This is a genomic window from Niallia sp. RD1, from assembly GCF_024219955.1.
In the GTDB taxonomy this organism is placed as follows: Bacteria; Bacillota; Bacilli; order Bacillales; family Cytobacillaceae; genus Niallia; species Niallia alba.
In genome coordinates, this window is the sequence record NZ_CP100420.1 from 1,488,273 (window position 1) to 1,513,742 (window position 25,470).

Genomic DNA, 25,470 nt, shown 5'->3' on the forward strand with positions numbered 1-25,470 from the left:
ATAGGGAAAACAAATGCATTTTTAACTGCTGGGCAAGATTAGAAAAGCTGATTCTTAGGAATTAAGAAGCTTTTCTTGTGTATAAAGATATAGAGATGTTTATAGGGGAAAAAGAATAAAGGGAATCATAACTTTTTAAAAGAGTAATGATTGCTAGAAAGCAGAATGTAGTAGCAAAATGGGGGTGATTTATATGTTTCGGCGCATAAAAGAGGATATAGCTGTTGTGTTTGAACAAGATCCTGCTGCAAGAAGCTCAATAGAAGTTATCTTAACTTATTCTGGGTTGCATGCTATATGGTTTCACAGAATTGCTCATTTCTTATTTAGACATAAACGGTTTTTCTTAGCGAGAGTGATTTCGCAATTTAGTCGCTTTATGACAGGGGTTGAAATCCATCCGGGAGCAAAAATCGGCAATCGTCTATTCATTGATCATGGTATGGGAGTAGTGATCGGAGAAACGTGTGAGATAGGGGATAATGTTACTATTTTTCAGGGAGTAACACTTGGCGGAACGGGAAAGGAAAAAGGAAAAAGGCATCCGACCGTTAAAGATAACGCCCTTATTGCTTCTGGTGCAAAAGTGCTTGGATCCATTGTTATTGGGGAAAATGCCAAAATAGGTGCAGGATCAGTTGTGCTAAAAGATGTACCAGCAAATTCTACAGTAGTAGGTATTCCAGGAAGAGTTAAAGTACAAGATGGTATTAAAATAAAAAAAGACTTAAATCATTGTGATTTACCAGATCCGGTTGCAGATCGACTAAAAGAAATGGAATTGGAAATTGCCCATTTAAGAGAACAACTAAAAGTATTACAGGAAGAAAGGAGCTATAAGTAATGCCTATTCAAATATATAACACATTAACAAGAGCGAAGGAGGACTTTGTTCCCCTGGAAGAGGGAAGAGTAAAAATGTATGTATGTGGACCAACTGTTTACAACTATATCCACATTGGAAATGCTCGACCTGCAATTGTCTTTGATACCGTTCGTCGCTATTTAGAATTTCGAGGATATGATGTCCAATTTGTATCTAATTTTACCGATGTGGATGATAAGTTAATTAAAGCAGCAAATGAGCTTGGAGAAACAGTACCTGTTATCGCTGACCGCTTTATTAACGCATATTTTGAAGATGTTTCCGCATTAGGCTGCAAAAAGGCTGATTCGCATCCGCGTGTAACAGAGAATATGGATATTATTATTGATTTTATTGCAGCGTTAGTAGAAAAGGGATTTGCTTACGAGTCTGAAGGAGACGTATATTATCATACAAGAGCTTTTGACGGATACGGAAAGCTTTCCCATCAATCCATTGATGAATTGCGTTCAGGCGCACGCATTGCGGTAGGGGAGAAGAAACAAGATTCATTAGATTTTGCGTTATGGAAAAAAGCAAAAGATGGCGAAATTTCCTGGGATAGTCCATGGGGAGAGGGGCGCCCAGGCTGGCATATTGAATGCTCTGCGATGGTTCGTAAATATTTAGGGGATACAATTGATATTCATGCAGGTGGTCAAGATTTAGCATTCCCCCACCACGAAAATGAAATAGCACAATCAGAAGCATTAACAGGCAAGACTTTTGCTAATTATTGGATGCATAATGGGTATATTAATATTGATAATGAAAAGATGTCTAAGTCGCTTGGGAATTTTATTACGGTAAACGATATAATTAAAATTCATGATCCGCAAGTGCTAAGATTCTTTATGCTTTCCGTACATTATCGCAATCCGATTAATTATAGTGAAGAGGTATTGGAAAATACAAGAGCTGGATTAGAAAGAATTAGAACTTCTTATGAAAACTTAAAGCATCGCAGTACAGCGAGTACTGATCTTACTGATACAAATGATGAATGGATTGCTAAAATTACTGATCTTCGAAAACAATTTGTTGAAAGTATGGATGATGACTTTAATACAGCAAACGGCATTTCTGTTTTGTTCGAATTATCGAAACAAGCAAATTACTATTTACTAGAAAAAACAACCTCTCCTGCTGTTATTCATGCGTTTATGCAAGAGTTTGAAGAATTATTTGCAGTGCTGGGCTTATCTTTATCTGCTAATGAAGAATTATTAGATGAGGAAATTGAAGCACTAATTGAAAAAAGAACACAAGCAAGAAAAGATAGAGACTTTGTGCTTGCTGACCAGATTAGAGATCAATTAAAAGCAATGAATATCATATTAGAAGACACCGCACAAGGTATACGATGGAAAAGAGGGTAAAAGATGCTCCTCTATGATAAAAAAGTGGATGAAAAACAATTGAACAGCCTTGCCCTTGCTTATATGGGCGATGCTGTTCTTGAGATATATGTAAGAAGACATTTGTTGTATAGTGGAAAGGTAAAACCTAACCAGCTTCATAGAGAGGCTACCAAATATGTTTCTGCTAAAGGACAGGCTAAAGTAGTACATGAGCTTCTTGAAAAAGGATTTTTTTCCGAAGAGGAGATAGCGGTACTGAAGAGAGGGCGTAATGCAAAATCCGGTACAGTACCTAAAAATACAGATGTACAGACCTATCGATATAGCACTGGTTTTGAAGCGGTATTAGGTTTTTTATATTTAGCAAAGAAAGAAGAGCGACTTGAAGAAATAATCAAAGCAGCTCTTTCTGTCATTGAAAGCAAATAGGAGGAGCGAAAAGTGTCAAGTGACTTTATTGTTGGAAAAAATGCAGTAATTGAAGCGTTAAAATCGGAAAGAGATGTAAATAAAATACTCATTGCTGAAGGTTCTCAAAAGGGACAAATGCAAACCGTAATTGGTTTAGCGAAACAAGCAAATGTGCTTGTTCAATTTGTACCGAAGAAAAAGTTGGATAGCTTAGTAGATGCAAATCACCAAGGAGTAGTAGCTCAAGTTGCTGCGTATCAATATGCAGAAATAGACGATTTGTTTGCACTGGCAGAAAAAAAGCAAGAAACGCCTTTTTTCTTGCTGCTTGATGAAATTGAGGATCCACATAATTTAGGTTCCATTATGAGGACTGCTGATGCAGTAGGTGCCCATGGGATTATTATTCCACGAAGAAGAGCCGTAGGCTTAACAGCTACTGTTGCTAAAGCATCTACTGGCGCTATTGAGCATATACCAGTTGTACGTGTAACGAATATGGCAAGGACGATAGATGAACTTAAAACGAGAGGGATATGGATTGCAGGAACAGATGCAAAAGGAAGTGAAGATTATCGCAGATTTGATGGAACGATGCCATTAGGATTAGTGATTGGCAGCGAAGGGAAAGGCATGGGAAGGTTGATTAAGGAAAAATGTGATTTTCTTATTCATTTACCTATGGCCGGAGCTGTTACTTCTTTAAATGCTTCTGTTGCAGCCGCACTTTTAATGTATGAGGTATATCGGAAACGCCATCCACTTGAGGGATAATAATGGACATTCTTATTGTTGACGGATATAACATTATTGGTGCTTGGCCAGAATTAAACGTCCTAAAGAATAGAGACCTTGCAGCAGCGAGAGATACTTTAGTAGCGAAAATGGCAGAATATCAGGGTTATTCTGGATACAGGGTAATTGTTGTTTTTGATGCGTACTATGTAAAAGGCACAGAGAAAAAATATAAGGATTATAAAGTGGAAGTTATTTTTACTAGGGAAAATGAAACCGCAGATGAACGTATTGAGAAATTAGCAATTGAGCTCAATAACAGAAAAACACAAATACATGTTGCGACATCTGATTTTACAGAGCAATGGGCTATTTTTGGACAAGGAGCTTTGCGAAAATCAGCGAGAGAATTATTGTTAGAGATGGCTGGCATGGAGCAAGAAATCGGGAAAAAAGTAAAGAAAATCAAAGAAAAAAAGCCGGTTGCAAAGATTCCGCTTTCAAGAGAAGTGGAAGAAATTTTCGAAAAATGGCGCCGTGGAGAAAAATGAGTTGTTGACGCTCAAAAAAAGGCTAGAGTATAATGGATTTATCCATGATTGCACGGTCGGGGGGATCTGTATGAGTACTGACAACTGGACTAAGAGTAACGAATATATTGGAAATTATATGGAACTTGAAGATGAAGTGTTAGTGGAATTGGTGCACCAAGGGGAAAGTGATGCTTTAGATTATTTAATTCAAAAGTATCGTAACTTCGTGCGAGCTAAAGCCAGATCCTATTTCTTAATCGGAGCAGACAAAGAAGATATTGTACAAGAGGGTATGATTGGTCTCTATAAGGCAATCCGTGATTTTAAGGAGGACAAGCTCTCCTCGTTTAAGGCGTTTGCGGAATTATGTATAACAAGACAAATCATTACTGCTATCAAAACGGCAACTAGGCAGAAACATATTCCTTTAAATTCGTATGTTTCTTTGGACAAGCCCATCTATGATGAAGAATCTGATCGAACGTTAATGGATATTATATCTGGAGCAAAAGTGCTTGATCCAGAAGAATTGATCATTAATCAGGAAGAGTATGATCACATTGAGATAAAAATGTCTGAATTATTAAGTGATTTAGAAAGAAAAGTATTGTCTCTATATCTTGATGGTCAATCCTATCAAGAAATTTCTGAAGAGTTGAATAGGCATGTGAAGTCTATTGATAATGCCTTGCAAAGGGTGAAAAGAAAGTTAGAGCGGTATTTAGAAATAAGAGAATTTTCGCTATAGACGTAAATAGTTTTTTGAAATAACAAATATTTACTGATATTGACATCTTACGCGTGTCCATGATACAGTTTGAGTAGATATAAAGGACGTAGTAGGTGTAGGTAAAATGAGGAAAAAGCTTGTATTAGCGTGTGAAAAATGTGGGACAAGAAATTATTCTACTGTGAGTAACAATGGAACAGAACGTTTGGAAATGAAAAAATTTTGTCAAAATTGTAATGCTCATACCGTTCATAAAGAAACAAAATAACGATCTTGGATAAATTGCCCGCTTTAAAGATGGAGGTAACCAAACATGCAAAGTGCTGTTAAGTATTTTCGCGAAGTTGGTAGAGAATTAAGGAAGGTTAGTTGGCCGAAAAAGAAAGAGTTAACTAATTATACAATCACAGTACTTGTGACTGTTGTCTTTTTTGCTATCTTCTTCGCAGTTGTTGATTTAGGAATTTCTGAACTTATTCGTTTAATACTTGAATAACAGTTGTCTACTCATGGTATAATGGTAAAACGATAGGAAACATTTACAAAAGCCCGGTAACGGGTTTTTTCATTTGCTGAAAAATAAATGACTTGTTCCTTACAGATACTATAAAAAAACAGCACGAAAAATAAAAATAAAGTTATAGGGAGGGACGGACGAAGTAGTCCTCTTTTATGGAAAAAAACTGGTATGTAGTGCATACGTACTCTGGATATGAGAATAAAGTAAAAGCCAATTTGGAAAAAAGGGTAGAAACAATGGCGATGCAAGATAAAATTTTCCGCGTTGTTGTACCTGAAGAAGAAGAAACAGATATCAGAAATGGTAAAACAAAAGTAGTGAAAAGAAAAGTTTTCCCAGGTTATGTGCTGGTGGAAATTGTTATGACAGATGATTCTTGGTATGTAGTGCGTAATACGCCTGGGGTAACTGGGTTTGTAGGTTCTGCTGGTTCAGGGTCTAAACCAACTCCGCTTTTGCCAGAAGAAGTCCAAGTAATTCTGAAGCGCATGGGTGTTGAGGAACAAAGAATTGAAATTGAGTTTGAATTAGGAGAAACAGTGAAGGTGAATGAAGGACCATTTGCTAATTTCACTGGGACTGTTGAGGAAATTGATAAAGATAAAGCGAAGGTTAAAGTACTGGTAAATATGTTTGGAAGAGATACCCCGGTAGAACTGGATTTTACACAAATTGAAAAATTTTAACCAGAAAACTTGAAATGATATTGAAAAAGTGTTACTATTTCATAGGTCAGTATATCTCATAAAGAGATAAGATATTGTCAAATTTCTTTATTTCATATAAAGACGATAAGTTGAGTGGGAGGGGAAACCCCTATTACCACATCACGGACTTTAAGGAGGTGTGTCTCGTGGCTAAAAAAGTAATTAAAGTTGTTAAATTGCAAATCCCAGCAGCTAAAGCGAATCCGGCACCACCAGTTGGTCCTGCATTGGGTCAAGCTGGCGTAAATATTATGGGATTCTGTAAGGAGTTCAACGCTCGTACAGCTGAACAAGCTGGTTTAATTATTCCTGTTGAGATTACGGTTTTCGAAGACCGTTCATTTACATTTATTACAAAAACTCCACCTGCTGCAGTTTTACTTAAAAAAGCAGCTGGTATTGAGTCTGGTTCAGGTGAACCAAATCGTAATAAAGTAGCAACTGTTAAGCGTGATAAAGTACGCGAGATTGCTGAAACAAAAATGCCTGATCTAAACGCAGCTGATGTTGAAGCAGCTATGCGCATGGTTGAAGGTACAGCCCGCAGCATGGGTATTGTTATTGAAGACTAAACCTATATAGGCTTGGTGTTGATTAAGGTTGTGACGACGGTGAATCTTTAGTCGCAACCTTTATTCGTGGGAGGTAATTCCGCTAAAACCACAATTCAAGGAGGAAATAAAGTTATGGCTAAAAAAGGTAAGAAGTATTTAGAAGCTATCAAACTTGTTGATCGTACTAAAACTTACCCAATTCAAGAAGCAATTGAGTTAGTGAAAAAAACTAGCACTACAAAATTTGATGCATCAGTTGAGGTTGCTTTCCGTCTAGGAGTAGATCCTAAGAAAGCTGATCAGCAAATCCGTGGAGCAGTAGTTCTTCCGAACGGAACTGGTAAAACTCAACGCGTTTTAGTTTTCGCTAAAGGTGAAAAATTAAAAGAAGCAGAAGCAGCAGGAGCAGACTTTGTAGGCGATGCTGAATATATAACTAAAATCCAACAAGGTTGGTTTGATTTTGACGTAATCGTTGCAACTCCAGACATGATGGGTGAAGTTGGTAAACTTGGTCGTGTATTAGGACCTAAAGGTTTAATGCCAAACCCTAAAACTGGTACAGTTACATTTGATGTAACAAAAGCAGTTAACGAAATCAAAGCTGGTAAAGTAGAATACCGCGTAGATAAAGCTGGTAATGTGCATGTTCCAATTGGTAAAGTTTCTTTCGATGAAGCAAAACTAGTTGAAAACTTCAAAACTATCTTTGATACAATGTCAAAAGCAAAACCAGCAGCTGCAAAAGGAACTTACATGAAGAACGTTTCTGTTACTTCAACAATGGGACCTGGCGTAAAAGTAGATCCTTCTACTGTTTGATAAAAATTGGTATTTGACAAAACAAGATAGATAGAATATACTTCATCTTGTTGAAAAAATAAATAACATTTGTACCGTAGACAGTAGGTGCTTATATAAGCTTAATTTCCTACCGAGGTAATACGATAGATTATTTGATCAGTTGTGAGAACGACTATTGTATACACCTCCATGTCTAAAAAGATATGGAGGATTTTATTTGTCGGTATGAATGTAGAAATTCTACAGGAGGTGTAAAGATGAGCAGCGTAATCGAACAAAAGAAACAAATAGTATCTGATATTGCTGAGAAATTCAAAGCAAGTAAATCAACTATCGTTGTTGACTACCGTGGTTTGACTGTTTCAGAAGTAACTGAACTTCGTAAACAACTTCGTGACGCAGGAATCGAGTTCAAAGTTTTCAAAAACTCTTTAACTCGCCGTGCTGCAGAATCTGTTGAATTAGCAGGTTTAAACGAATCATTAACTGGTCCAAACGCTATTGCGTTCAGTAATGAGGATGTTGTTGCACCAGCAAAAATTTTAAACGACTTCGCTAAAAAACATGAAGCGTTAGAAATTAAAGCAGGAGTAATCGAAGGAAACTTAGCAACTGTTGAAGAAGTGAAAGCTCTAGCTGAACTTCCATCACGCGAAGGTTTACTTTCTATGTTACTCAGCGTTCTTCAAGCACCAATCCGCAACCTTGCTCTTGCTACAAAAGCAGTTGCAGATCAAAAAGAAGAACAAGGCGCTTAATATTTTATACGGAAACGTATCATAAAAACCCAAAAAACAAGGAGGAAACATATAATGTCTAAAGAACAAATCTTAGAAGCAGTTAAAAATATGACTGTTTTAGAATTAAACGATTTAGTAAAAGCGATTGAAGAAGAATTTGGAGTAACTGCTGCTGCTCCTGTAGCTGTAGTTGCAGGTGGCGGAGAAGCTGCTGCAGAAAAAACTGAGTTTGATGTAGTTCTTGCATCTGCTGGAGATCAAAAAATCAAAGTTATCAAAGTTGTACGTGAAATCACAGGTCTTGGTCTTAAAGAAGCAAAAGAACTTGTTGACAACACTCCAAAAGCTGTTAAAGAAGGAGCTTCTAAAGAAGAAGCTGAAGAAATCAAAGCTAAACTTGAAGAAGTTGGAGCTAACGTTGAAGTTAAGTAATGTTAGTTAAAAAGAAGCTCGCTATAATAGCGGGCTTTTTTTTCCTAAAGTGCGTGAGACTGAAGAAAAAGGCTGATTCTAATCTGCTAAGTTAGAACGGAGCTAAACCATCTTTTTGTGTAAGTGAATTCACTCTCTAGCTTTATAGAAGAATGATTTGCTTTATGGGAAAGGTTATGAATAACTTCTAATTGGATGTGATAGCTTGAAGAGTCATCTGCACTTTTTTAATTGATTGCCATGCAAATGAGCGTTGTAATCATCCTCAAGTAGTAGTCTTCCTTATATAAATTCTCCTAAGGAGGTGTTCGTATGTCAGAACATTATTATTCCCGAACCCAGAATGTAAATAGCGATCCAAATTACTGGAATTTTACGCTCAAAGGCAATACAATACGTTTTAAAACAGATAATGGGGTTTTTTCCAAAAGAGAAGTAGATTTTGGTTCTAGACTATTAATAGAAACTTATACATTTCCGAACCTAGATGGAGATATATTGGATGTAGGTTGTGGTTATGGTCCAATAGGTCTTTCTATTGCAAAGGAAGCTCCAGATAGAATGGTTCATATGGTAGATGTCAACTTACGTGCTATTGAATTGGCTCAAGAAAATGCGCGGCAAAATGGCGTTGGAAATATTCAAATCTATGAAAGTGATCGGCTTCTTGGTGTGAAAGGTGAGAAGTTTGCTTCCATTTTAACGAATCCGCCGATTAGAGCAGGAAAGAAAGTTGTACATGATATTCTTGAGCAAAGTTATGAACGTTTAGCTGCAAATGGTGAGCTTTGGGTTGTGATTCAAAAGAAACAAGGAGCCCCGTCTGCTATTGCGAAATTAGAAGCGTTTTTTAAAGAAGTAAATGTAGTAGAAAAGAAAAAAGGGTATTTTATAATTCAAGCAAAAAAGATTGACTAGTCCTTTTTGTTGTGATAGCATTGTATAATGCCAATATAATATTTTTCTGAAACTCGCAATTTTATCTAACTCATTGTATAAAATTGGTGTTAAAAGGAAAAACTAACAGAATAATATTAGAAATATGAAAATGCGGTTTTTATTGGAAAACCCTTTTTCTTTTTGTCTTATAAAAAAGGGTTTATATCCTTTTGATAAGATGTAAATAGATGTACTATAACGTTTGATTTGAGGGGTGAATCAGTTGACAGGTCAACTTGTTCAGTATGGACGACACCGCCAGCGCAGAAGCTACGCAAGAATTAGTGAGGTTTTAGAATTACCAAATCTTATTGAAATCCAAACCTCTTCCTATCAATGGTTTTTAGATGAGGGATTGCGAGAAATGTTCCAGGACATTTCGCCTATTGAAGATTTTACTGGCAATTTATCACTTGATTTCATTGATTACAGCTTAGGGGAACCTAAGTATTCAGTGGAAGAATCGAAAGAACGAGATGTTACATATTCAGCGCCTTTACGTGTGAAAGTCCGTCTTGTGAATAAAGAAACAGGAGAAGTAAAAGACCAAGATGTATTCATGGGTGATTTCCCGCTTATGACTGAAACTGGTACTTTTATTATTAACGGTGCGGAGCGAGTTATCGTTTCTCAGTTAGTACGTTCTCCAAGTGTGTATTATAATGGGAAAATTGATAAAAACGGAAAAAAAGGATTTACAGCAACTGTAATTCCTAACCGTGGAGCTTGGCTAGAGTATGAAACAGATGCTAAGGATGTTGTTTATGTACGTATTGATCGTACTCGTAAACTTCCAGTTACAGTTCTGTTACGTGCATTAGGATTCGGCTCTGACCAAGAAATTATTGAATTGATTGGTGATAATGAATATTTACGCAATACTTTAGAAAAAGATAACACCGAGGGAACAGACAAAGCGCTATTAGAAATTTATGAGCGTCTTCGTCCTGGTGAGCCACCTACTGTTGACAATGCAAAAAGTCTATTGGTTTCAAGATTCTTTGATCCAAAAAGATATGATCTTGCCAATGTAGGTCGTTATAAAATTAACAAGAAGCTTCACATTAAAAATAGATTGTTCGGTCAACGCTTGGCTGAAACACTTGTGGATCCTGAAACAGGAGAAATCATTGCTGAAAAGGGAACACTTTTAGATCGCCGAGCACTTGATCGTATTATTCCGAATCTAGAAAACAATATTGGATTTAAAAAGTTAAGCCCATATGGCGGCGTTTTAGAAGATGATGTTGTAGTTCAATCGGTAAAAATTTATTCACCATTAGATGAAGGTGATAAAGAAATTAATGTTATTAGTAATGCGTATGTAGAAGAAGCTGTGAAAAACATCTCTCCTGCAGACATAATTGCGTCTATCAGCTATTTCTTTAACCTATTACATGGTGTAGGTTTAACAGATGATATTGATCATTTAGGGAATAGACGTATTCGTTCTGTAGGTGAATTGCTACAAAATCAATTCCGAATTGGTCTATCACGAATGGAACGTGTTGTACGTGAAAGAATGTCCATTCAAGATACAAATACAATTACACCGCAGCAATTAATCAATATTCGACCAGTAATTGCATCTACTAAAGAATTCTTTGGAAGCTCTCAGCTTTCTCAGTTTATGGACCAAACAAATCCATTAGCAGAATTAACGAATAAACGTCGTTTGTCTGCATTAGGACCTGGTGGTTTAACGCGAGAACGTGCGGGAATGGAAGTGCGTGACGTTCACTATTCTCACTATGGCCGTATGTGTCCGATTGAGACACCAGAGGGACCAAACATTGGTTTAATTAACTCTTTATCTTCTTATGCAAAAGTGAATCGATTTGGATTTATTGAGACACCGTATCGACGTGTTGACCCTGAAACAGGTAAAGTATCATCACGAATTGATTACTTAACTGCTGATGAACAAGATAACTATGTAGTTGCCCAAGCGAATGCTCGATTAGGAGAAGACGGTTCTTTCTTGGATGAAGATGTTGTTGCACGTTTCCGTGATGAGAACGTTGTTGTCAAACGTGATCGTGTAGACTATATGGACGTATCACCAAAGCAAGTAGTTTCTCCAGCAACAGCTTGTATTCCGTTCTTAGAAAACGATGACTCGAACCGTGCTCTGATGGGAGCAAACATGCAACGTCAAGCAGTACCTTTAATGCAACCAGAAGCTCCGATGGTAGGAACTGGAATGGAGTATGTTTCAGGAAAAGACTCCGGTGCCGCTGTTATTTGTAAGCATCCTGGTATTGTTGAACATGTAGAAGCACGTGGAGTTTGGGTAAGACGTATTTCTGAAGTAGATGGTCAAGAAGTTAAAGGTAATCTTGATAAGTATAAAATGCTTAAATTTACCCGTTCAAACCAAGGAACATGTTATAACCAACGCCCAATTGTTGCTGTTGGTGATAAGGTAGTCAAAGGGGAAGTTCTAGCAGATGGACCTTCTATGGAACTTGGAGAATTAGCTCTTGGACGTAACGTATTAGTTGCCTTTATGACATGGGATGGATACAACTACGAGGATGCTATTATCATGAGCGAGCGCTTAGTTAAAGATGATGTTTATACATCTATTCATATTGAAGAATATGAATCAGAGTCTCGCGATACAAAGTTAGGACCAGAAGAAATTACACGTGATATCCCGAATGTTGGGGAAGATGCATTACGCAACTTAGATGATCGCGGTATTATTCGTATTGGTGCAGAAGTGAAAGATGGAGACTTGCTAGTTGGTAAAGTTACACCTAAAGGGGTAACAGAATTAACAGCAGAGGAACGCTTGTTACATGCTATCTTTGGTGAAAAAGCACGTGAAGTTCGTGATACAAGTTTACGTGTTCCACATGGTGGAGGCGGTATTGTTCATGATGTTAAAGTCTTCAATAGAGAAGATGGAGATGAATTACCACCAGGAGTTAACCAATTAGTTCGTGTATATATTGTTCAAAAACGTAAAATCCATGAAGGCGATAAGATGGCAGGTCGTCATGGTAACAAAGGGGTTATCTCCCGAATTTTACCTGAAGAAGATATGCCGTATTTACCAGACGGAACACCAGTTGATATCATGTTAAACCCACTAGGTGTACCATCACGTATGAACATCGGTCAGGTATTAGAATTGCATCTTGGAATGGCTGCAAGAAGCCTAGGTATCCATGTTGCATCTCCGGTATTTGATGGAGCTCGTGAAGAAGATGTTTGGGAAACGATTAGAGAAGCTGGAATGGCGCAAGATGCTAAAACAGTACTATATGACGGGCGTACAGGTGAACCATTTGATAACCGTGTATCTGTGGGCGTTATGTATATGATCAAACTTGCTCACATGGTTGATGATAAACTGCATGCACGTTCTACTGGACCATATTCTTTAGTAACGCAGCAGCCACTAGGAGGAAAAGCTCAATTCGGTGGTCAGCGTTTTGGAGAGATGGAGGTTTGGGCGCTTGAAGCTTATGGAGCGGCTTATACTTTGCAAGAAATTCTTACCGTTAAATCAGATGATGTTGTTGGTCGTGTGAAAACGTACGAAGCAATTGTTAAAGGGGAAAATGTTCCAGAACCAGGAGTACCTGAATCATTCCGCGTATTAATGAAAGAGCTGCAAAGCTTAGGTTTAGATGTAAAAATCTTATCTAGCACAGAGGAAGAAATTGAAATGAGAGACACAGATGATGATGATGAAATTCATCAAGCTGAATCTCTAACAATTGTTTCGGAAACAAAAGAGCCTGAGTCAGAAAAGGTAGGCATGCAAGAATAATAAAGTAATGAACATGGCCTGTCTAAAAACGAAAGGGTCAGACTCCACCATGAAGACATCTAGATAGAAGATCCTTATATATCTTTTATAAATAGATTATTCACGTGAGGTCAGACCCTTTTGTGACGGCCTGTCTTTGATTATAAATGTTTTTAAGAAGTTTTTAAGTAAGGCGAAAAGCCTGAAGATCGAAAGGGAGGTAGGACCCTTGTTGGATGTTAATAATTTTGAATATATGAAAATAGGTCTAGCTTCACCAGACAAAATCCGTTCTTGGTCATTTGGTGAAGTTAAAAAGCCAGAAACAATTAACTATCGTACTTTAAAACCGGAAAAAGATGGCTTGTTCTGTGAGCGTATTTTTGGTCCTACAAAAGACTGGGAATGTCACTGTGGTAAATACAAGCGTGTTAGATACAAAGGTGTAGTTTGTGATCGCTGTGGAGTAGAAGTTACACGTGCAAAAGTTCGTCGTGAACGTATGGGTCATATCGAATTAGCAGCACCAGTTTCACATATTTGGTATTTTAAAGGGATTCCTAGCCGTATGGGTCTTGTGTTGGATATGTCTCCACGTGCGTTGGAAGAAGTTATTTATTTTGCTTCTTACGTAGTAACAGATCCAGGTGATACTGCTCTTGAGAAAAAACAACTTCTTTCTGAAAAAGAATATCGAGCATATCGTGATAAATACGGAGTGAAATTCCAAGCTTCTATGGGAGCTGAATCAATCAAAAAACTACTATCTGACATTGATTTAAATAAAGATGTAGAAGCATTAAAAGAAGAATTGAAAACTGCACAAGGTCAAAGAAGAACTCGTGCAATTAAAAGATTAGAAGTATTAGAAGCATTCCGTGGTTCTGGTAATGAACCTTCTTGGATGATTCTTGACGTACTTCCGGTAATTCCTCCAGAATTACGCCCGATGGTTCAATTAGACGGTGGACGTTTTGCTACTTCTGACCTAAATGATTTATATCGCCGCGTTATTAACCGTAATAATCGCTTAAAAAGATTATTAGACTTAGGAGCACCAAGTATTATCGTTCAAAACGAAAAACGTATGCTTCAAGAAGCGGTTGATGCATTGATTGATAATGGTCGTCGTGGTCGTCCGGTAACAGGTCCTGGTAACAGACCACTTAAATCACTATCTCACATGCTAAAAGGTAAGCAAGGACGTTTCCGTCAAAACTTACTAGGAAAACGTGTTGACTATTCTGGACGTTCTGTTATCGTTGTTGGTCCGAACTTAAAGATGTATCAATGTGGTTTGCCTAGAGAGATGGCAATTGAATTATTTAAACCTTTCGTTATGAAAGAGTTAGTTGAAAAAGGTATTGCTCATAATATTAAGTCTGCAAAAAGAAAAATCGAAAGACTTCAACCAGAAGTGTGGGATGTACTTGAAGAAGTAATTAAAGAGCATCCAGTATTGCTTAACCGCGCCCCAACTCTACATAGATTGGGAATTCAAGCGTTTGAACCTACTTTAGTAGAAGGCCGTGCGATTCGTCTACATCCGCTAGTATGTACAGCGTACAATGCTGACTTTGACGGTGACCAAATGGCGGTTCACGTTCCTTTATCTTCTGAGGCACAAGCGGAAGCGCGCTTACTTATGCTTGCAGCTCAAAATATCTTGAATCCTAAAGATGGTAAACCAGTTGTTACTCCTTCACAGGATATGGTATTAGGAAACTACTACCTAACATTAGAACGTGAAGGTGCAGTTGGAGAAGGTAGTATCTTCAATGATACGAGCGAAGCAATATTGGCTTACCAAAATGGTTACGTACATTTACACACACGTGTAGCAGTGCGTGCTAGCTCTTTAAATAATGAAACATTTACAGAAGAGCAAAATAAACAATTGTTATTAACAACAGTTGGTAAATTAATATTCAATGAAATTTTGCCGAAATCTTTCCCATACATTAACGAACCGACTAAAACAAATTTAGAAGAAAAAACTCCTGAGAGATACTTTGTTGAGCCAGGTGTAGATGTTCCTGCTGCTATCAGAGAGTTACAGATTATTGATCCGTTTAAAAAGAAAATTTTAGGGAATATAATCGCTGAAGTATTTAAACGATTCAAGATCACTGAAACTTCTAAGATGTTGGATAGAATGAAAGACTTAGGATTTAAACATTCTACAAAAGCCGGTATTACAGTTGGTGTGGCTGATATCGTTGTATTAGGTGAAAAACAAGAAATTATCGACGAAGCACAAAGTAAAGTTGATAATGTCATGAAACAATTTAAACGCGGATTAATTACAGAGGAAGAACGTTACGATCGCGTAATTTCTATCTGGAGTGCTGCGAAAGATACAATTCAAGCGAAGCTAATGAAATCATTGGATAAACGAAATCCAATCTTTATGATGAGTGACTCAGGTGCTCGTGGTAACGCATCTAACTTTACACAGCTTGCTGGTATGCGTGGTTTGATGGCCAACCCGGCTGGTAGAATTATCGAGTTACCGATTATCTCAAGTTTCCGTGAAGGATTAACAGTATTAGAGTACTTTATCTCTACTCACGGTGCTCGTAAAGGTCTTGCCGATACAGCACTGAAAACAGCAGACTCTGGTTACTTAACTCGTCGTCTAGTGGATGTAGCACAGGATGTTATTGTCCGTGATGATGATTGTGGTACAGATAGAGGATTGTTAGTTTCTGCTCTTAGAGAAGGTACAGAAATTATTGAATCTCTTGATGAGCGTTTAATTGGCCGTTATGCAAGAAAGGCTATTAAACATCCAGAAACGAAGGAAGTTATTGTTCCTGAAAATGGACTTATTACAGAAGATTTAGCTGTGGAAATAGTAGGAGCTAATATTGAAGAAGTGTGGATTCGTTCTGCATTTACATGTAATACTCGTCATGGAGTATGTAAAAAATGTTATGGTCGCAACCTAGCAACTGGCCAAGAGGTGGAAGTAGGAGAAGCTGTTGGTATTATAGCTGCGCAATCCATCGGGGAACCTGGTACACAGTTAACGATGCGTACATTCCATACTGGTGGTGTTGCTGGAGATGATATTACACAAGGTTTACCTCGTATTCAGGAAATATTCGAAGCTCGTAATCCAAAAGGGCAAGCCGTTATTACTGAAATGGCAGGGGTTGTTGTTGGTATCAATGAAGGTAGAGACCGTCAACACGAAATTGTAGTTCAAGGTGAATTAGAAACTAGAACATATACTGCTCCTTATACAGCAAGACTGAAAGTGAAAGTTGATGATGTAGTAGAACAAGGGCAGGAATTAACAGAAGGTTCTATTGATCCGAAAGAATTAATTAAAGTGAAAAACGTTACAGCAGTACAAGAATATTTACTTCGTGAAGTACAGAAAGTTTATCGTATGCAAGGGGTAGAAATTGGTGATAAACACGTAGAGGTGATGGTTCGCCAAATGCTTCGCAAAATCAGAGTAGTAGATGCTGGTGAGACAGAAGTATTACCAGGTACACTACTAGATATTCACCAATTTACTGATGCAAACGCAAAAGCTTTAAGAGAAGGAAAACTTCCTGCTACAGGAAGACCAGTATTGCTTGGTATTACGAAAGCATCTCTTGAAACAGATTCATTCTTGTCAGCTGCATCGTTCCAAGAAACTACAAGAGTTCTTACAGATGCTGCAATTAAAGGCAAGCGCGATGAGTTATTAGGATTGAAAGAGAATGTAATTATTGGTAAATTAGTTCCAGCTGGAACGGGTATGCCAAGATATCGTCATGCTGAACCTATTACTGCAGAAGAACTAACAGAAGAATCAGTTACTGTAGAATAATACGTTCCTATAAATGATTAATATCTATAAGGACTTGGATATTACGAGGATTATATCGACTCTATCATAAAGAAGAGAAGATATAATCTCTCGTAAGCCATGACCTTTCGAAAACAATCTAGTTATCGCTATAAAAGTTTTCTAGGAAAATAATTGACATCTGAAATTATAGATGATACTATATCAAAGGTGCTCCTATTCACCTGTTACTTTGGAGGATATAATATGTCTTATGAAAAAGTGCAACAGGCAAGAAAAATAGTAGTAGGAACAAAGCAAACAGTAAAAGCGTTAAAAAAAGGAATAGCGACAGAAGTTATCGTTGCAGAAGATGCTGATCCAATGTTAAAGAGAAAGGTATCCGAGGTAGCTGAAGAAGTGAATATTCCCATTATACTTGTTGAATCCATGAGGAAGCTTGGCGAATCATGCGGAATAGAAGTAGGCGCAGCAACTGTTGCCATAATTAATTAAAACTGTTTTTATGGAATTAACCATGAGAACTTTGTTTTTGCCCTAATATGAACCACCTGGATGTGTGGGCTTCAAACATAAAGGAAGGGAGGAAAAAGAAATGCCAACAATTAACCAATTAGTGCGCAAGCCTCGTCAATCTGCTGAAGAGAAGTCGAAGTCTCCTGCGTTAAACAAAGGTTATAACAGTTTCAAAAAAGCACAAACAAACGTATCATCACCTCAAAAACGTGGGGTATGTACTCGTGTTGGTACAATGACACCGAAAAAACCAAACTCTGCATTACGTAAATATGCACGTGTTCGTTTAACAAACGGTATCGAAGTAACAGCATACATTCCTGGTATTGGTCACAACCTACAAGAACATAGTGTTGTACTAATCCGTGGAGGACGTGTAAAAGATTTACCGGGGGTACGTTATCATATCGTACGTGGTGCGCTTGATACTGCTGGAGTTAACAACCGTATGCAAGGTCGTTCTAAATACGGTACGAAAAAACCAAAAGCAGCAAAAAAATAATAAACTAGAATTTATAGCATAATCGAAAGGAGGAAATCAAATGCCACGTAAAGGTCCTGTAGCAAAAAGAGACGTATTACCAGATCCGATTTACAATTCAAAGCTTGTATCTCGTTTAATCAATAAAATGATGATCGATGGTAAAAGAGGAAAATCGCAAGCTATCCTATATTCAGCATTCGAAATCGTTGCTGAGCGTTCTGGAAAAGAAGCGATTGAAGTATTTGATCAAGCATTAAAGAATATCATGCCAGTTCTTGAAGTAAGAGCACGCCGTGTTGGTGGTTCTAACTATCAAGTTCCAGTGGAGGTTCGTCCTGAAAGACGTACAACTTTAGGTCTTCGCTGGTTAGTTAACTATGCTCGTCTTCGCGGTGAGAAAACAATGGAAGAGAGATTAGCTAACGAAATCTTGGATGCAGCTAACAACACTGGTGCATCTGTTAAGAAACGTGAAGATACACACAAAATGGCTGAAGCGAACAAAGCGTTTGCTCACTACCGTTGGTAAGATTATAATATACAAAAATACTTTCATTATGAAAGGAGAAAGACCAAATGGCAAGAGAGTTCTCCTTAGAAAACACTCGTAATATTGGTATCATGGCCCATATTGATGCTGGTAAAACGACTACAACTGAGCGTGTACTTTATTACACTGGTCGTATCCACAAAATTGGTGAAACTCATGAAGGTGCATCTCAAATGGACTGGATGGAGCAAGAACAAGAGCGTGGAATTACCATTACTTCAGCGGCAACAACTGCACAATGGAAAGGTAACCGTGTAAACATTATCGATACTCCAGGGCACGTAGACTTCACTGTTGAAGTTGAACGTTCTCTTCGTGTACTTGATGGTGCGGTTGCAGTACTTGATGCTCAATCTGGTGTTGAGCCACAAACAGAAACTGTTTGGCGTCAAGCTACAACATACGGTGTACCTCGTGTAGTATTCGTAAACAAAATGGATAAAATCGGTGCAGACTTCCTTTATTCATTAAAAACTTTACATGATCGTTTACAAGCAAACGCTCATGCAATTCAACTACCGATTGGTGCTGAAGATCAATTCGAAGGTATCATTGACTTAGTTGAAATGAAAGCAACTTTCTACGGTAATGACCTAGGAACAGATGTTCAAGAACGTGAAATTCCAGAAGAGTACAAAGAGTTAGCTGATGAATACCATGAAAAATTGGTTGAAGCTGTAGCTGAACTTGATGAAGATCTAATGGAAAAATACCTTGGTGGTGAGGAAATCACTACTGATGAGTTAAAAGCTGCTATCCGTAAAGGTACAGTTAACGTTGAATTCTATCCAGTAATCTGTGGTTCTGCTTTCAAAAACAAAGGTGTTCAACCAATGCTTGATGCTGTAATTGATTACTTACCATCACCATTAGATGTACCTGCAATTAAAGGTACTGCTCCTGATTCTGATGAAGTAATTGAAAAGCATTCAAGTGATGATGAAGCATTTGCTGCTCTTGCATTCAAAGTAATGACAGATCCATTCGTTGGTAAACTGACATTCTTCCGTGTATATTCTGGTACATTGAGCTCAGGTTCTTATGTACAAAACTCTACAAAAGGCAAACGTGAGCGTGTAGGACGTATCCTTCAAATGCATGCGAATAGCCGTCAAGAGATCACAGAAGTATATGCAGGTGATATCGCAGCAGCAGTTGGTTTAAAAGATACTACAACTGGAGATACTCTGTGTGATGAAAAGAACTTAGTAATCTTAGAATCCATGGAATTCCCAGAACCAGTTATCGAATTGTCTATTGAGCCAAAATCAAAAGCTGACCAAGACAAAATGACAACTGCGCTACAAAAATTACAAGAAGAAGATCCGACATTCCGTGCACATACTAACCAGGAAACTGGTCAAGTTATCATTGCAGGTATGGGTGAACTTCACTTAGACATTCTTGTAGACCGTATGCGTCGTGAATTCAAGGTAGAAGCTAATGTTGGTGCACCTCAGGTTGCTTACCGTGAAACATTCCGTTCATCTGCTGCAGTTGAAGGTAAATTCACTCGTCAATCTGGTGGTCGTGGACAATATGGTCACGTTTGGATCGAATTCGCTCCAAATGAAGAAGGTAAAGGATTCGAATTTGAAAATGCTATCGTCGGTGGTGTTGTTCCACGTGAATACATCGCTCCAGTTCAAGCTGGTCTAGAAGATGCATTACAAAGAGGAGTACTTGCTGGTTACCCATTGGTTGACATCAAAGCTAAATTATTTGATGGATCATACCATGATGTTGACTCATCTGAAATGGCGTTCAAAATCGCTGCTTCAATGGCATTGAAAAATGCAGCATCTAAATGTAATCCTGTAATTCTTGAACCTGTTATGAGAGTAGAAGTTATCATTCCAGAAGAATACATGGGTGATATCATGGGTAACATCACTTCACGTCGTGGACGTGTAGAAGGTATGGAAGCTCGTGGTAACGCACAAGTAGTTCGTGCGATGGTTCCTCTATCTGAAATGTTTGGTTATGCTACGACATTACGTTCAAGCACGCAAGGTCGCGGTGTGTTCTCAATGGTATTTGACCATTATGAAGAAGTACCAAAATCAATCTCTGAAGAGATCATCAAAAAAAATAAAGGGTAATTGTTGATTTTACCTTTTTAATGAAGTATAACTACTATGTAAGCAATAAAGCTGTGATGAATAATCACAGCTCTATAAAAATACTTAATTTTTTACAAATCAAAGGAGGATTTTCCTAATGGCAAAAGCTAAATACGATCGTTCAAAGCCACACGTAAATATTGGAACTATTGGTCACGTTGACCATGGTAAAACTACTTTAACAGCTGCTATCACAACTGTACTTGCAAAAGCAGGTGGAGCTGAAGCTCGCGGTTATGATCAAATCGACGCTGCTCCAGAAGAGCGTGAGCGTGGAATTACAATCTCAACTGCACACGTTGAGTATGAAACTGAAACTCGTCACTATGCACACGTTGACTGCCCAGGACATGCTGACTATGTTAAAAACATGATCACTGGTGCTGCACAAATGGACGGCGGTATCTTAGTAGTATCTGCTACTGATGGTCCAATGCCACAAACTCGTGAGCACATTCTTCTTTCTCGTCAAGTTGGTGTACCTCACTTAGTAGTATTCTTAAACAAATGTGATATGGTTGATGACGAAGAATTATTAGAATTAGTAGAAATGGAAGTACGTGACCTATTATCAGAATATGAATTCCCTGGTGATGATATTCCTGTAATTAAAGGTTCTGCTCTTAAAGCTCTTGAAGGAGATGCTGCTTGGGAAGAAAAAGTTATCGAGCTTATGGCTGCGGTTGACGAATATATCCCAACACCAACTCGTGACACTGACAAACCATTCATGATGCCAGTTGAGGATGTATTCTCAATCACTGGTCGTGGTACAGTTGCTACTGGTCGTGTTGAGCGTGGACAAGTTAAAGTTGGTGACGTTGTAGACATCATCGGTTTAGCTGAAGAGAAAAAATCAACTACTGTAACTGGTGTTGAAATGTTCCGTAAATTACTTGACTATGCAGAAGCTGGAGATAACATCGGTGCACTTCTTCGTGGGGTTGCTCGTGAAGATATCCAACGTGGTCAAGTATTAGCAAAACCAGGTACAATTACTCCACACGTAAAATTCAAAGCTGAAGTTTACGTATTATCAAAAGAAGAAGGTGGACGTCATACTCCATTCTTCACAAACTACCGTCCACAGTTCTACTTCCGTACAACTGATGTAACTGGTATTTGTAACTTACCTGAAGGCGTAGAAATGGTTATGCCTGGCGATAACATCGAAATGGATGTTGAATTAATTTCTTCTATCGCTATCGAAGAAGGAACTAAATTCTCTATTCGTGAAGGTGGACGTACAGTAGGCGCTGGTGTCGTTGCTACTATCGTTGAGTAATAACTTATAATAGAAAAAACAAGCTGATTAGTCAGCTTGTTTTTTTGTTAAATTGTATAGAAATATCTATTATTCTCCTGAAGCTTCATGTTTAAATAGTTAAGAGAAAAGCTATAATAGATAGATGTACATATTATAGAAGAAAGTAGGTTTCCAAAATCTTTCTATATAATATAGTATTGATATTTGTTAGAATAAGAAAGTGCTGTTAAGAGATCAGTTAAAATTAGTCGTTTTCATATTTAATTGACTGACTATTATACATTGCCTTGAAATATCATGGCAGTATATGTATAATAATCTGAGTGTACTAAAACGAAAGAAAAATAATAATAGTTGTTGCTTTTCTAGGCGTTTTTATGTATAATAGACAATGTTGGTCTTTGACTGCGATGATGTGGGAGGTTGCTGACACACCCGGCCGCTTTGCCATGGCGAGTGTGTGGGAAATTCCTACGGAGAATGTCTATTCTAAAATAGGCGAAAAGGAGGGAAAATAATGGCAAAACAAAAAATTCGTATTCGTTTAAAAGCGTATGATCATAGAATTTTAGATCAATCAGCTGAGAAAATTGTTGAAACTGCAAAACGTTCTGGTGCTGCTGTATCTGGACCAATTCCGTTACCAACTGAAAAGTCTATATACACAATCTTACGTGCGGTTCATAAATATAAAGATTCTCGTGAACAGTTTGAAATGCGTACGCATAAACGTCTAATCGACATCGTGAACCCAACTCCACAAACAGTTGATTCACTAATGCGTCTGGATTTACCGTCAGGTGTAGATATCGAAATTAAATTATAATTGAAATAAACATTTAAACTATCAGGAGGTGTGACTTAAATGACCAAAGGAATCTTAGGAAGAAAAATAGGTATGACTCAAGTATTCGCTGAAAATGGCAATCTTATCCCTGTAACAGTAGTTGAAGCTGCTGAGAACGTTGTTCTTCAAACGAAAACTGTTGAAGCTGATGGCTATACTGCAGTTCAAATCGGTTTTGAAAACAAACGTGAAAAGTTAGCTAACAAACCTGAACAAGGTCACGTTGCTAAAGCAAGTACTGCTCCTAAGCGCTTCGTTCGTGAATTTAGAGATGTTAGCGTGGATGAGTACGAGGTTGGTCAAGAAGTCAATGTAAGTATTTTCGCTGAGGGCGATATAGTAGATGTAACAGGTATCTCTAAAGGGAAAGGTTTCCAAGGTTCAATTAAGCGCCATGGACAATCTCGTGGACCAATGGCTCACGGATCTCGTTATCATCGTCGTCCAGGTTCAATGGGACCTGTAGCACCAAACCGTGTATTTAAAGGTAAAGCATTGCCAGGACGTATGGGTGGAGAGCAAATCACTGTTCAAAACTTAGAAATCGTTAAAGTAGATGCAGAACGCAATCTTCTTCTAATTAAAGGTAATGTACCTGGAGCTAGAAAAGCTTTATTAAAAATCAAAACTGCTGTTAAAGCATAATTATTAATCTGGAAAGGAGGAAATAAGAATGCCTAAAGTTGCATTATTCAACCAAGACGGTACGCAAGCTGGAGATATCGAATTAAACGAATCAGTATTTGGTATCGAGCCTAACAAACATGTTTTATTTGAAGCAGTTGTTATGCAAAGAGCTTCTTTACGTCAAGGAACTCATAAAACTAAAATTCGTTCTGAGGTTGCTGGTGGTGGACGTAAGCCATGGCGCCAAAAAGGTACAGGACGTGCACGTCAAGGATCTATCAGATCTCCACAATGGCGTGGTGGTGGAACAGTATTTGGACCAGTTCCACGTAGCTACAGCTACAAATTACCTAAAAAAGTTCGTAGATTAGCAATTAAATCTGCATTATCTACTAAAGTATTAGAAGAAAATATTTTAGTATTACAAAACCTTGCTTTTGATGCGCCTAAAACAAAAGATTTCAAAGCGGTACTAGGTGGCCTTTCTATTGAGAAGAAAGTATTAATCGTTACTGCTGACCTTGATGAGAACGTAGCATTATCTGCTCGTAACATCCCGGGGGTAACAGTTGTTACAGCTACTGGAATTACAGTTTTAGATGTTTTAAACCATGATAAATTAATCATGACAAAAGCAGCGGTTGAAAAAGTAGAGGAGGTGCTTGCATAATGGATGCACGCGATACGATTAAGCGCCCCGTTATCACTGAACGTTCTACTGATTTAATGGTTGATAAAAAATACACGTTTGAAGTTGATGTAAGAGCTAATAAAACTCAAGTTAAAGATGCTGTTGAAGAAATCTTTGGCGTAAAAGTTGAAAAAGTTAACATCATGAACTATAAAGGTAAATTCAAACGTATGGGACGTTTCGGAGGATACACAAACAAACGTCGTAAGGCAATTGTTAAATTAACAGCTGACAGCAAAGAAATCGAATTCTTTGAAGCTTAATAATAATATTTAGAAGAGGAGGGAACACAAATGGCGATTAAAAAATACAAACCTACCTCCAATGGTCGACGTAACATGACGTCTTCAGACTTTAGTGAAATCACTACAAGTACTCCTGAGAAGTCATTGCTTGCTCCTTTACACAGAAAAGGCGGCCGTAATAACCAAGGTAAGTTAACTGTTCGTCATCAAGGTGGAGGTCATAAGCGTCAATATCGTGTAATCGATTTTAAACGTGACAAAGATGGCATTCCAGGACGCGTTGCTACAATCGAGTATGATCCAAACAGATCTGCTAACATCGCGTTAATCAATTATGTAGACGGTGAGAAACGCTACATTCTTGCACCGAAAAATTTAGAAGTTGGATTAGAAGTTATGTCAGGACCAGAGGCTGATATCAAGCCAGGTAATGCATTACCACTTGCTAACATTCCAGTTGGTACAGTAATCCACAACATCGAATTAAAACCAGGTAAAGGTGGACAATTAGTTCGCTCTGCTGGAACAAGCGCTCAAGTGCTTGGTAAAGAAGGAAAATACGTACTTGTACGTTTAAATTCTGGTGAAGTTCGTTTAATTCTTGCTACTTGCCGTGCTTCAATCGGTCAAGTTGGTAATGAACAACACGAATTAATCAACATTGGTAAAGCAGGTCGTAATCGTTGGTTAGGTAAACGTCCAACTGTACGTGGATCTGTAATGAACCCTAACGACCATCCACACGGTGGTGGTGAAGGACGCGCTCCAATCGGACGTAAATCACCAATGTCTCCATGGGGTAAACCAACACTTGGTTACAAAACGCGTAGCAAGAAAAATAAATCTGATAAATTTATTGTACGTAGCCGTAAAAAATAACGGGGTTGAACTACGGTTCAATGATAGAACCGTAGAACAATCACGAAGGGAGGTTCCATTATGGGTCGCAGCTTAAAAAAAGGACCTTTTGTTGATGATCATTTACTGACAAAGATCGAAAAATTAAGTGATAGTGATAAGAAACAAGTTGTTAAAACTTGGTCTCGTCGTTCTACGATCTTCCCACAATTCATCGGTCAAACAATCGCTGTTTATGATGGTCGTAAACATGTTCCAGTTTATGTTACTGAAGACATGGTAGGTCACAAACTTGGAGAATTTGCTCCAACTCGTACTTACAAAGGTCATGCAAGTGACGATAAGAAAACAAGACGTTAA

The 25,470-nt window shown here is 38.0% G+C and carries 27 protein-coding genes and 1 other annotated feature; all 27 genes read left to right on the top strand.

From position 1 onward, the window contains the following. Positions 1-193 precede the first annotated feature (193 nt). Positions 194-844: a serine O-acetyltransferase gene (gene cysE / locus NKG37_RS06960; protein ID WP_101728773.1), complete on the top strand. Its 651-nt coding sequence runs from the start codon at positions 194-196 to the stop codon at positions 842-844. Beyond that, positions 844-2,244: a cysteine--tRNA ligase gene (gene cysS, locus NKG37_RS06965; RefSeq protein WP_101728774.1), complete on the top strand. Its 1,401-nt coding sequence runs from the start codon at positions 844-846 to the stop codon at positions 2,242-2,244. The genes cysE and cysS overlap by 1 nt, the downstream gene beginning before the upstream one ends. Before the next feature lie 3 nt (positions 2,245-2,247). Beyond that, on the top strand, positions 2,248-2,655 hold the full coding sequence (locus NKG37_RS06970; RefSeq protein WP_016204538.1) for a Mini-ribonuclease 3: 408 nt from the start codon (positions 2,248-2,250) through the stop codon (positions 2,653-2,655). Between the two features lie 12 nt (positions 2,656-2,667). Further along, on the top strand, positions 2,668-3,411 hold the full coding sequence (gene rlmB, locus NKG37_RS06975; protein WP_016204539.1) for a 23S rRNA (guanosine(2251)-2'-O)-methyltransferase RlmB: 744 nt from the start codon (positions 2,668-2,670) through the stop codon (positions 3,409-3,411). A gap of 2 nt (positions 3,412-3,413) precedes the next feature. Then, entirely contained in the window at positions 3,414-3,923 is a 510-nt protein-coding gene (locus tag NKG37_RS06980) for an NYN domain-containing protein (protein ID WP_016204540.1), read from the top strand. A gap of 70 nt (positions 3,924-3,993) precedes the next feature. Beyond that, positions 3,994-4,653: an RNA polymerase sporulation sigma factor SigH gene (sigH, locus tag NKG37_RS06985; RefSeq protein WP_016204541.1), complete on the top strand. Its 660-nt coding sequence runs from the start codon at positions 3,994-3,996 to the stop codon at positions 4,651-4,653. 106 nt (positions 4,654-4,759) lie between these two features. Then, a complete protein-coding gene (gene rpmG / locus NKG37_RS06990; RefSeq protein ID WP_016204542.1) occupies positions 4,760-4,903 on the top strand; it encodes a 50S ribosomal protein L33 in 144 nt (47 codons plus the stop codon). A gap of 45 nt (positions 4,904-4,948) precedes the next feature. Continuing rightward, positions 4,949-5,131: a preprotein translocase subunit SecE gene (secE, locus tag NKG37_RS06995; protein ID WP_016204543.1), complete on the top strand. Its 183-nt coding sequence runs from the start codon at positions 4,949-4,951 to the stop codon at positions 5,129-5,131. Positions 5,132-5,307: 176 nt separating this feature from the next. Then, a complete protein-coding gene (gene nusG, locus NKG37_RS07000; RefSeq protein WP_016204544.1) occupies positions 5,308-5,841 on the top strand; it encodes a transcription termination/antitermination protein NusG in 534 nt (177 codons plus the stop codon). Positions 5,842-6,008: 167 nt separating this feature from the next. Further along, positions 6,009-6,434, top strand: coding sequence for a 50S ribosomal protein L11 (gene rplK / locus NKG37_RS07005; RefSeq protein ID WP_016204545.1), 426 nt, complete (start codon positions 6,009-6,011; stop codon positions 6,432-6,434). A gap of 114 nt (positions 6,435-6,548) precedes the next feature. Beyond that, positions 6,549-7,238 carry a 50S ribosomal protein L1 gene (rplA, locus tag NKG37_RS07010; protein WP_016204546.1) on the top strand — a complete coding sequence of 230 codons (690 nt, stop codon included), beginning with the start codon at positions 6,549-6,551 and terminating at the stop codon, positions 7,236-7,238. A 56-nt stretch (positions 7,239-7,294) separates the two neighbouring features. Continuing rightward, positions 7,295-7,445: a sequence feature (ribosomal protein L10 leader region), on the top strand. 32 nt (positions 7,446-7,477) lie between these two features. Continuing rightward, on the top strand, positions 7,478-7,978 hold the full coding sequence (rplJ, locus tag NKG37_RS07015) for a 50S ribosomal protein L10 (protein WP_016204547.1): 501 nt from the start codon (positions 7,478-7,480) through the stop codon (positions 7,976-7,978). Positions 7,979-8,032: 54 nt separating this feature from the next. Beyond that, positions 8,033-8,392 carry a 50S ribosomal protein L7/L12 gene (rplL, locus tag NKG37_RS07020; RefSeq protein ID WP_016204548.1) on the top strand — a complete coding sequence of 120 codons (360 nt, stop codon included), beginning with the start codon at positions 8,033-8,035 and terminating at the stop codon, positions 8,390-8,392. Between the two features lie 312 nt (positions 8,393-8,704). Further along, complete coding sequence (locus NKG37_RS07025; RefSeq protein ID WP_101728776.1) at positions 8,705-9,310, top strand: class I SAM-dependent methyltransferase; 606 nt, start codon at positions 8,705-8,707, stop codon at positions 9,308-9,310. Between the two features lie 244 nt (positions 9,311-9,554). Continuing rightward, positions 9,555-13,115, top strand: a complete 3,561-nt coding sequence (gene rpoB, locus NKG37_RS07030; protein ID WP_016204550.1) for a DNA-directed RNA polymerase subunit beta — start codon at positions 9,555-9,557, stop codon at positions 13,113-13,115. Between the two features lie 208 nt (positions 13,116-13,323). Continuing rightward, entirely contained in the window at positions 13,324-16,923 is a 3,600-nt protein-coding gene (gene rpoC / locus NKG37_RS07035) for a DNA-directed RNA polymerase subunit beta' (protein ID WP_016204551.1), read from the top strand. A 225-nt stretch (positions 16,924-17,148) separates the two neighbouring features. Continuing rightward, positions 17,149-17,397: a 50S ribosomal protein L7ae-like protein gene (locus tag NKG37_RS07040; RefSeq protein WP_016204552.1), complete on the top strand. Its 249-nt coding sequence runs from the start codon at positions 17,149-17,151 to the stop codon at positions 17,395-17,397. A 100-nt stretch (positions 17,398-17,497) separates the two neighbouring features. Beyond that, a complete protein-coding gene (gene rpsL, locus NKG37_RS07045; RefSeq protein WP_016204553.1) occupies positions 17,498-17,920 on the top strand; it encodes a 30S ribosomal protein S12 in 423 nt (140 codons plus the stop codon). 40 nt (positions 17,921-17,960) lie between these two features. Continuing rightward, a complete protein-coding gene (gene rpsG / locus NKG37_RS07050) occupies positions 17,961-18,431 on the top strand; it encodes a 30S ribosomal protein S7 (protein ID WP_016204554.1) in 471 nt (156 codons plus the stop codon). 47 nt (positions 18,432-18,478) lie between these two features. Next, positions 18,479-20,554, top strand: coding sequence for an elongation factor G (fusA, locus tag NKG37_RS07055; RefSeq protein ID WP_016204555.1), 2,076 nt, complete (start codon positions 18,479-18,481; stop codon positions 20,552-20,554). 118 nt (positions 20,555-20,672) lie between these two features. Then, complete coding sequence (gene tuf, locus NKG37_RS07060; RefSeq protein WP_016204556.1) at positions 20,673-21,860, top strand: elongation factor Tu; 1,188 nt, start codon at positions 20,673-20,675, stop codon at positions 21,858-21,860. A gap of 499 nt (positions 21,861-22,359) precedes the next feature. Continuing rightward, positions 22,360-22,668 (top strand): 30S ribosomal protein S10, encoded by a 309-nt coding sequence (gene rpsJ, locus NKG37_RS07065; RefSeq protein WP_009336571.1) that lies wholly within the window; start codon positions 22,360-22,362, stop codon positions 22,666-22,668. A gap of 39 nt (positions 22,669-22,707) precedes the next feature. Next, positions 22,708-23,334 carry a 50S ribosomal protein L3 gene (rplC, locus tag NKG37_RS07070; RefSeq protein ID WP_016204558.1) on the top strand — a complete coding sequence of 209 codons (627 nt, stop codon included), beginning with the start codon at positions 22,708-22,710 and terminating at the stop codon, positions 23,332-23,334. A gap of 28 nt (positions 23,335-23,362) precedes the next feature. After that, the gene (gene rplD, locus NKG37_RS07075) at positions 23,363-23,986 is read left to right on the top strand and encodes a 50S ribosomal protein L4 (protein WP_254416021.1); all 624 of its coding nucleotides are present in this window, start codon (positions 23,363-23,365) and stop codon (positions 23,984-23,986) included. Continuing rightward, on the top strand, positions 23,986-24,270 hold the full coding sequence (gene rplW / locus NKG37_RS07080) for a 50S ribosomal protein L23 (protein ID WP_016204560.1): 285 nt from the start codon (positions 23,986-23,988) through the stop codon (positions 24,268-24,270). The genes rplD and rplW overlap by 1 nt, the downstream gene beginning before the upstream one ends. A gap of 30 nt (positions 24,271-24,300) precedes the next feature. Beyond that, complete coding sequence (rplB, locus tag NKG37_RS07085; protein WP_016204561.1) at positions 24,301-25,131, top strand: 50S ribosomal protein L2; 831 nt, start codon at positions 24,301-24,303, stop codon at positions 25,129-25,131. Positions 25,132-25,191: 60 nt separating this feature from the next. After that, positions 25,192-25,470 carry a 30S ribosomal protein S19 gene (rpsS, locus tag NKG37_RS07090; RefSeq protein ID WP_016204562.1) on the top strand — a complete coding sequence of 93 codons (279 nt, stop codon included), beginning with the start codon at positions 25,192-25,194 and terminating at the stop codon, positions 25,468-25,470.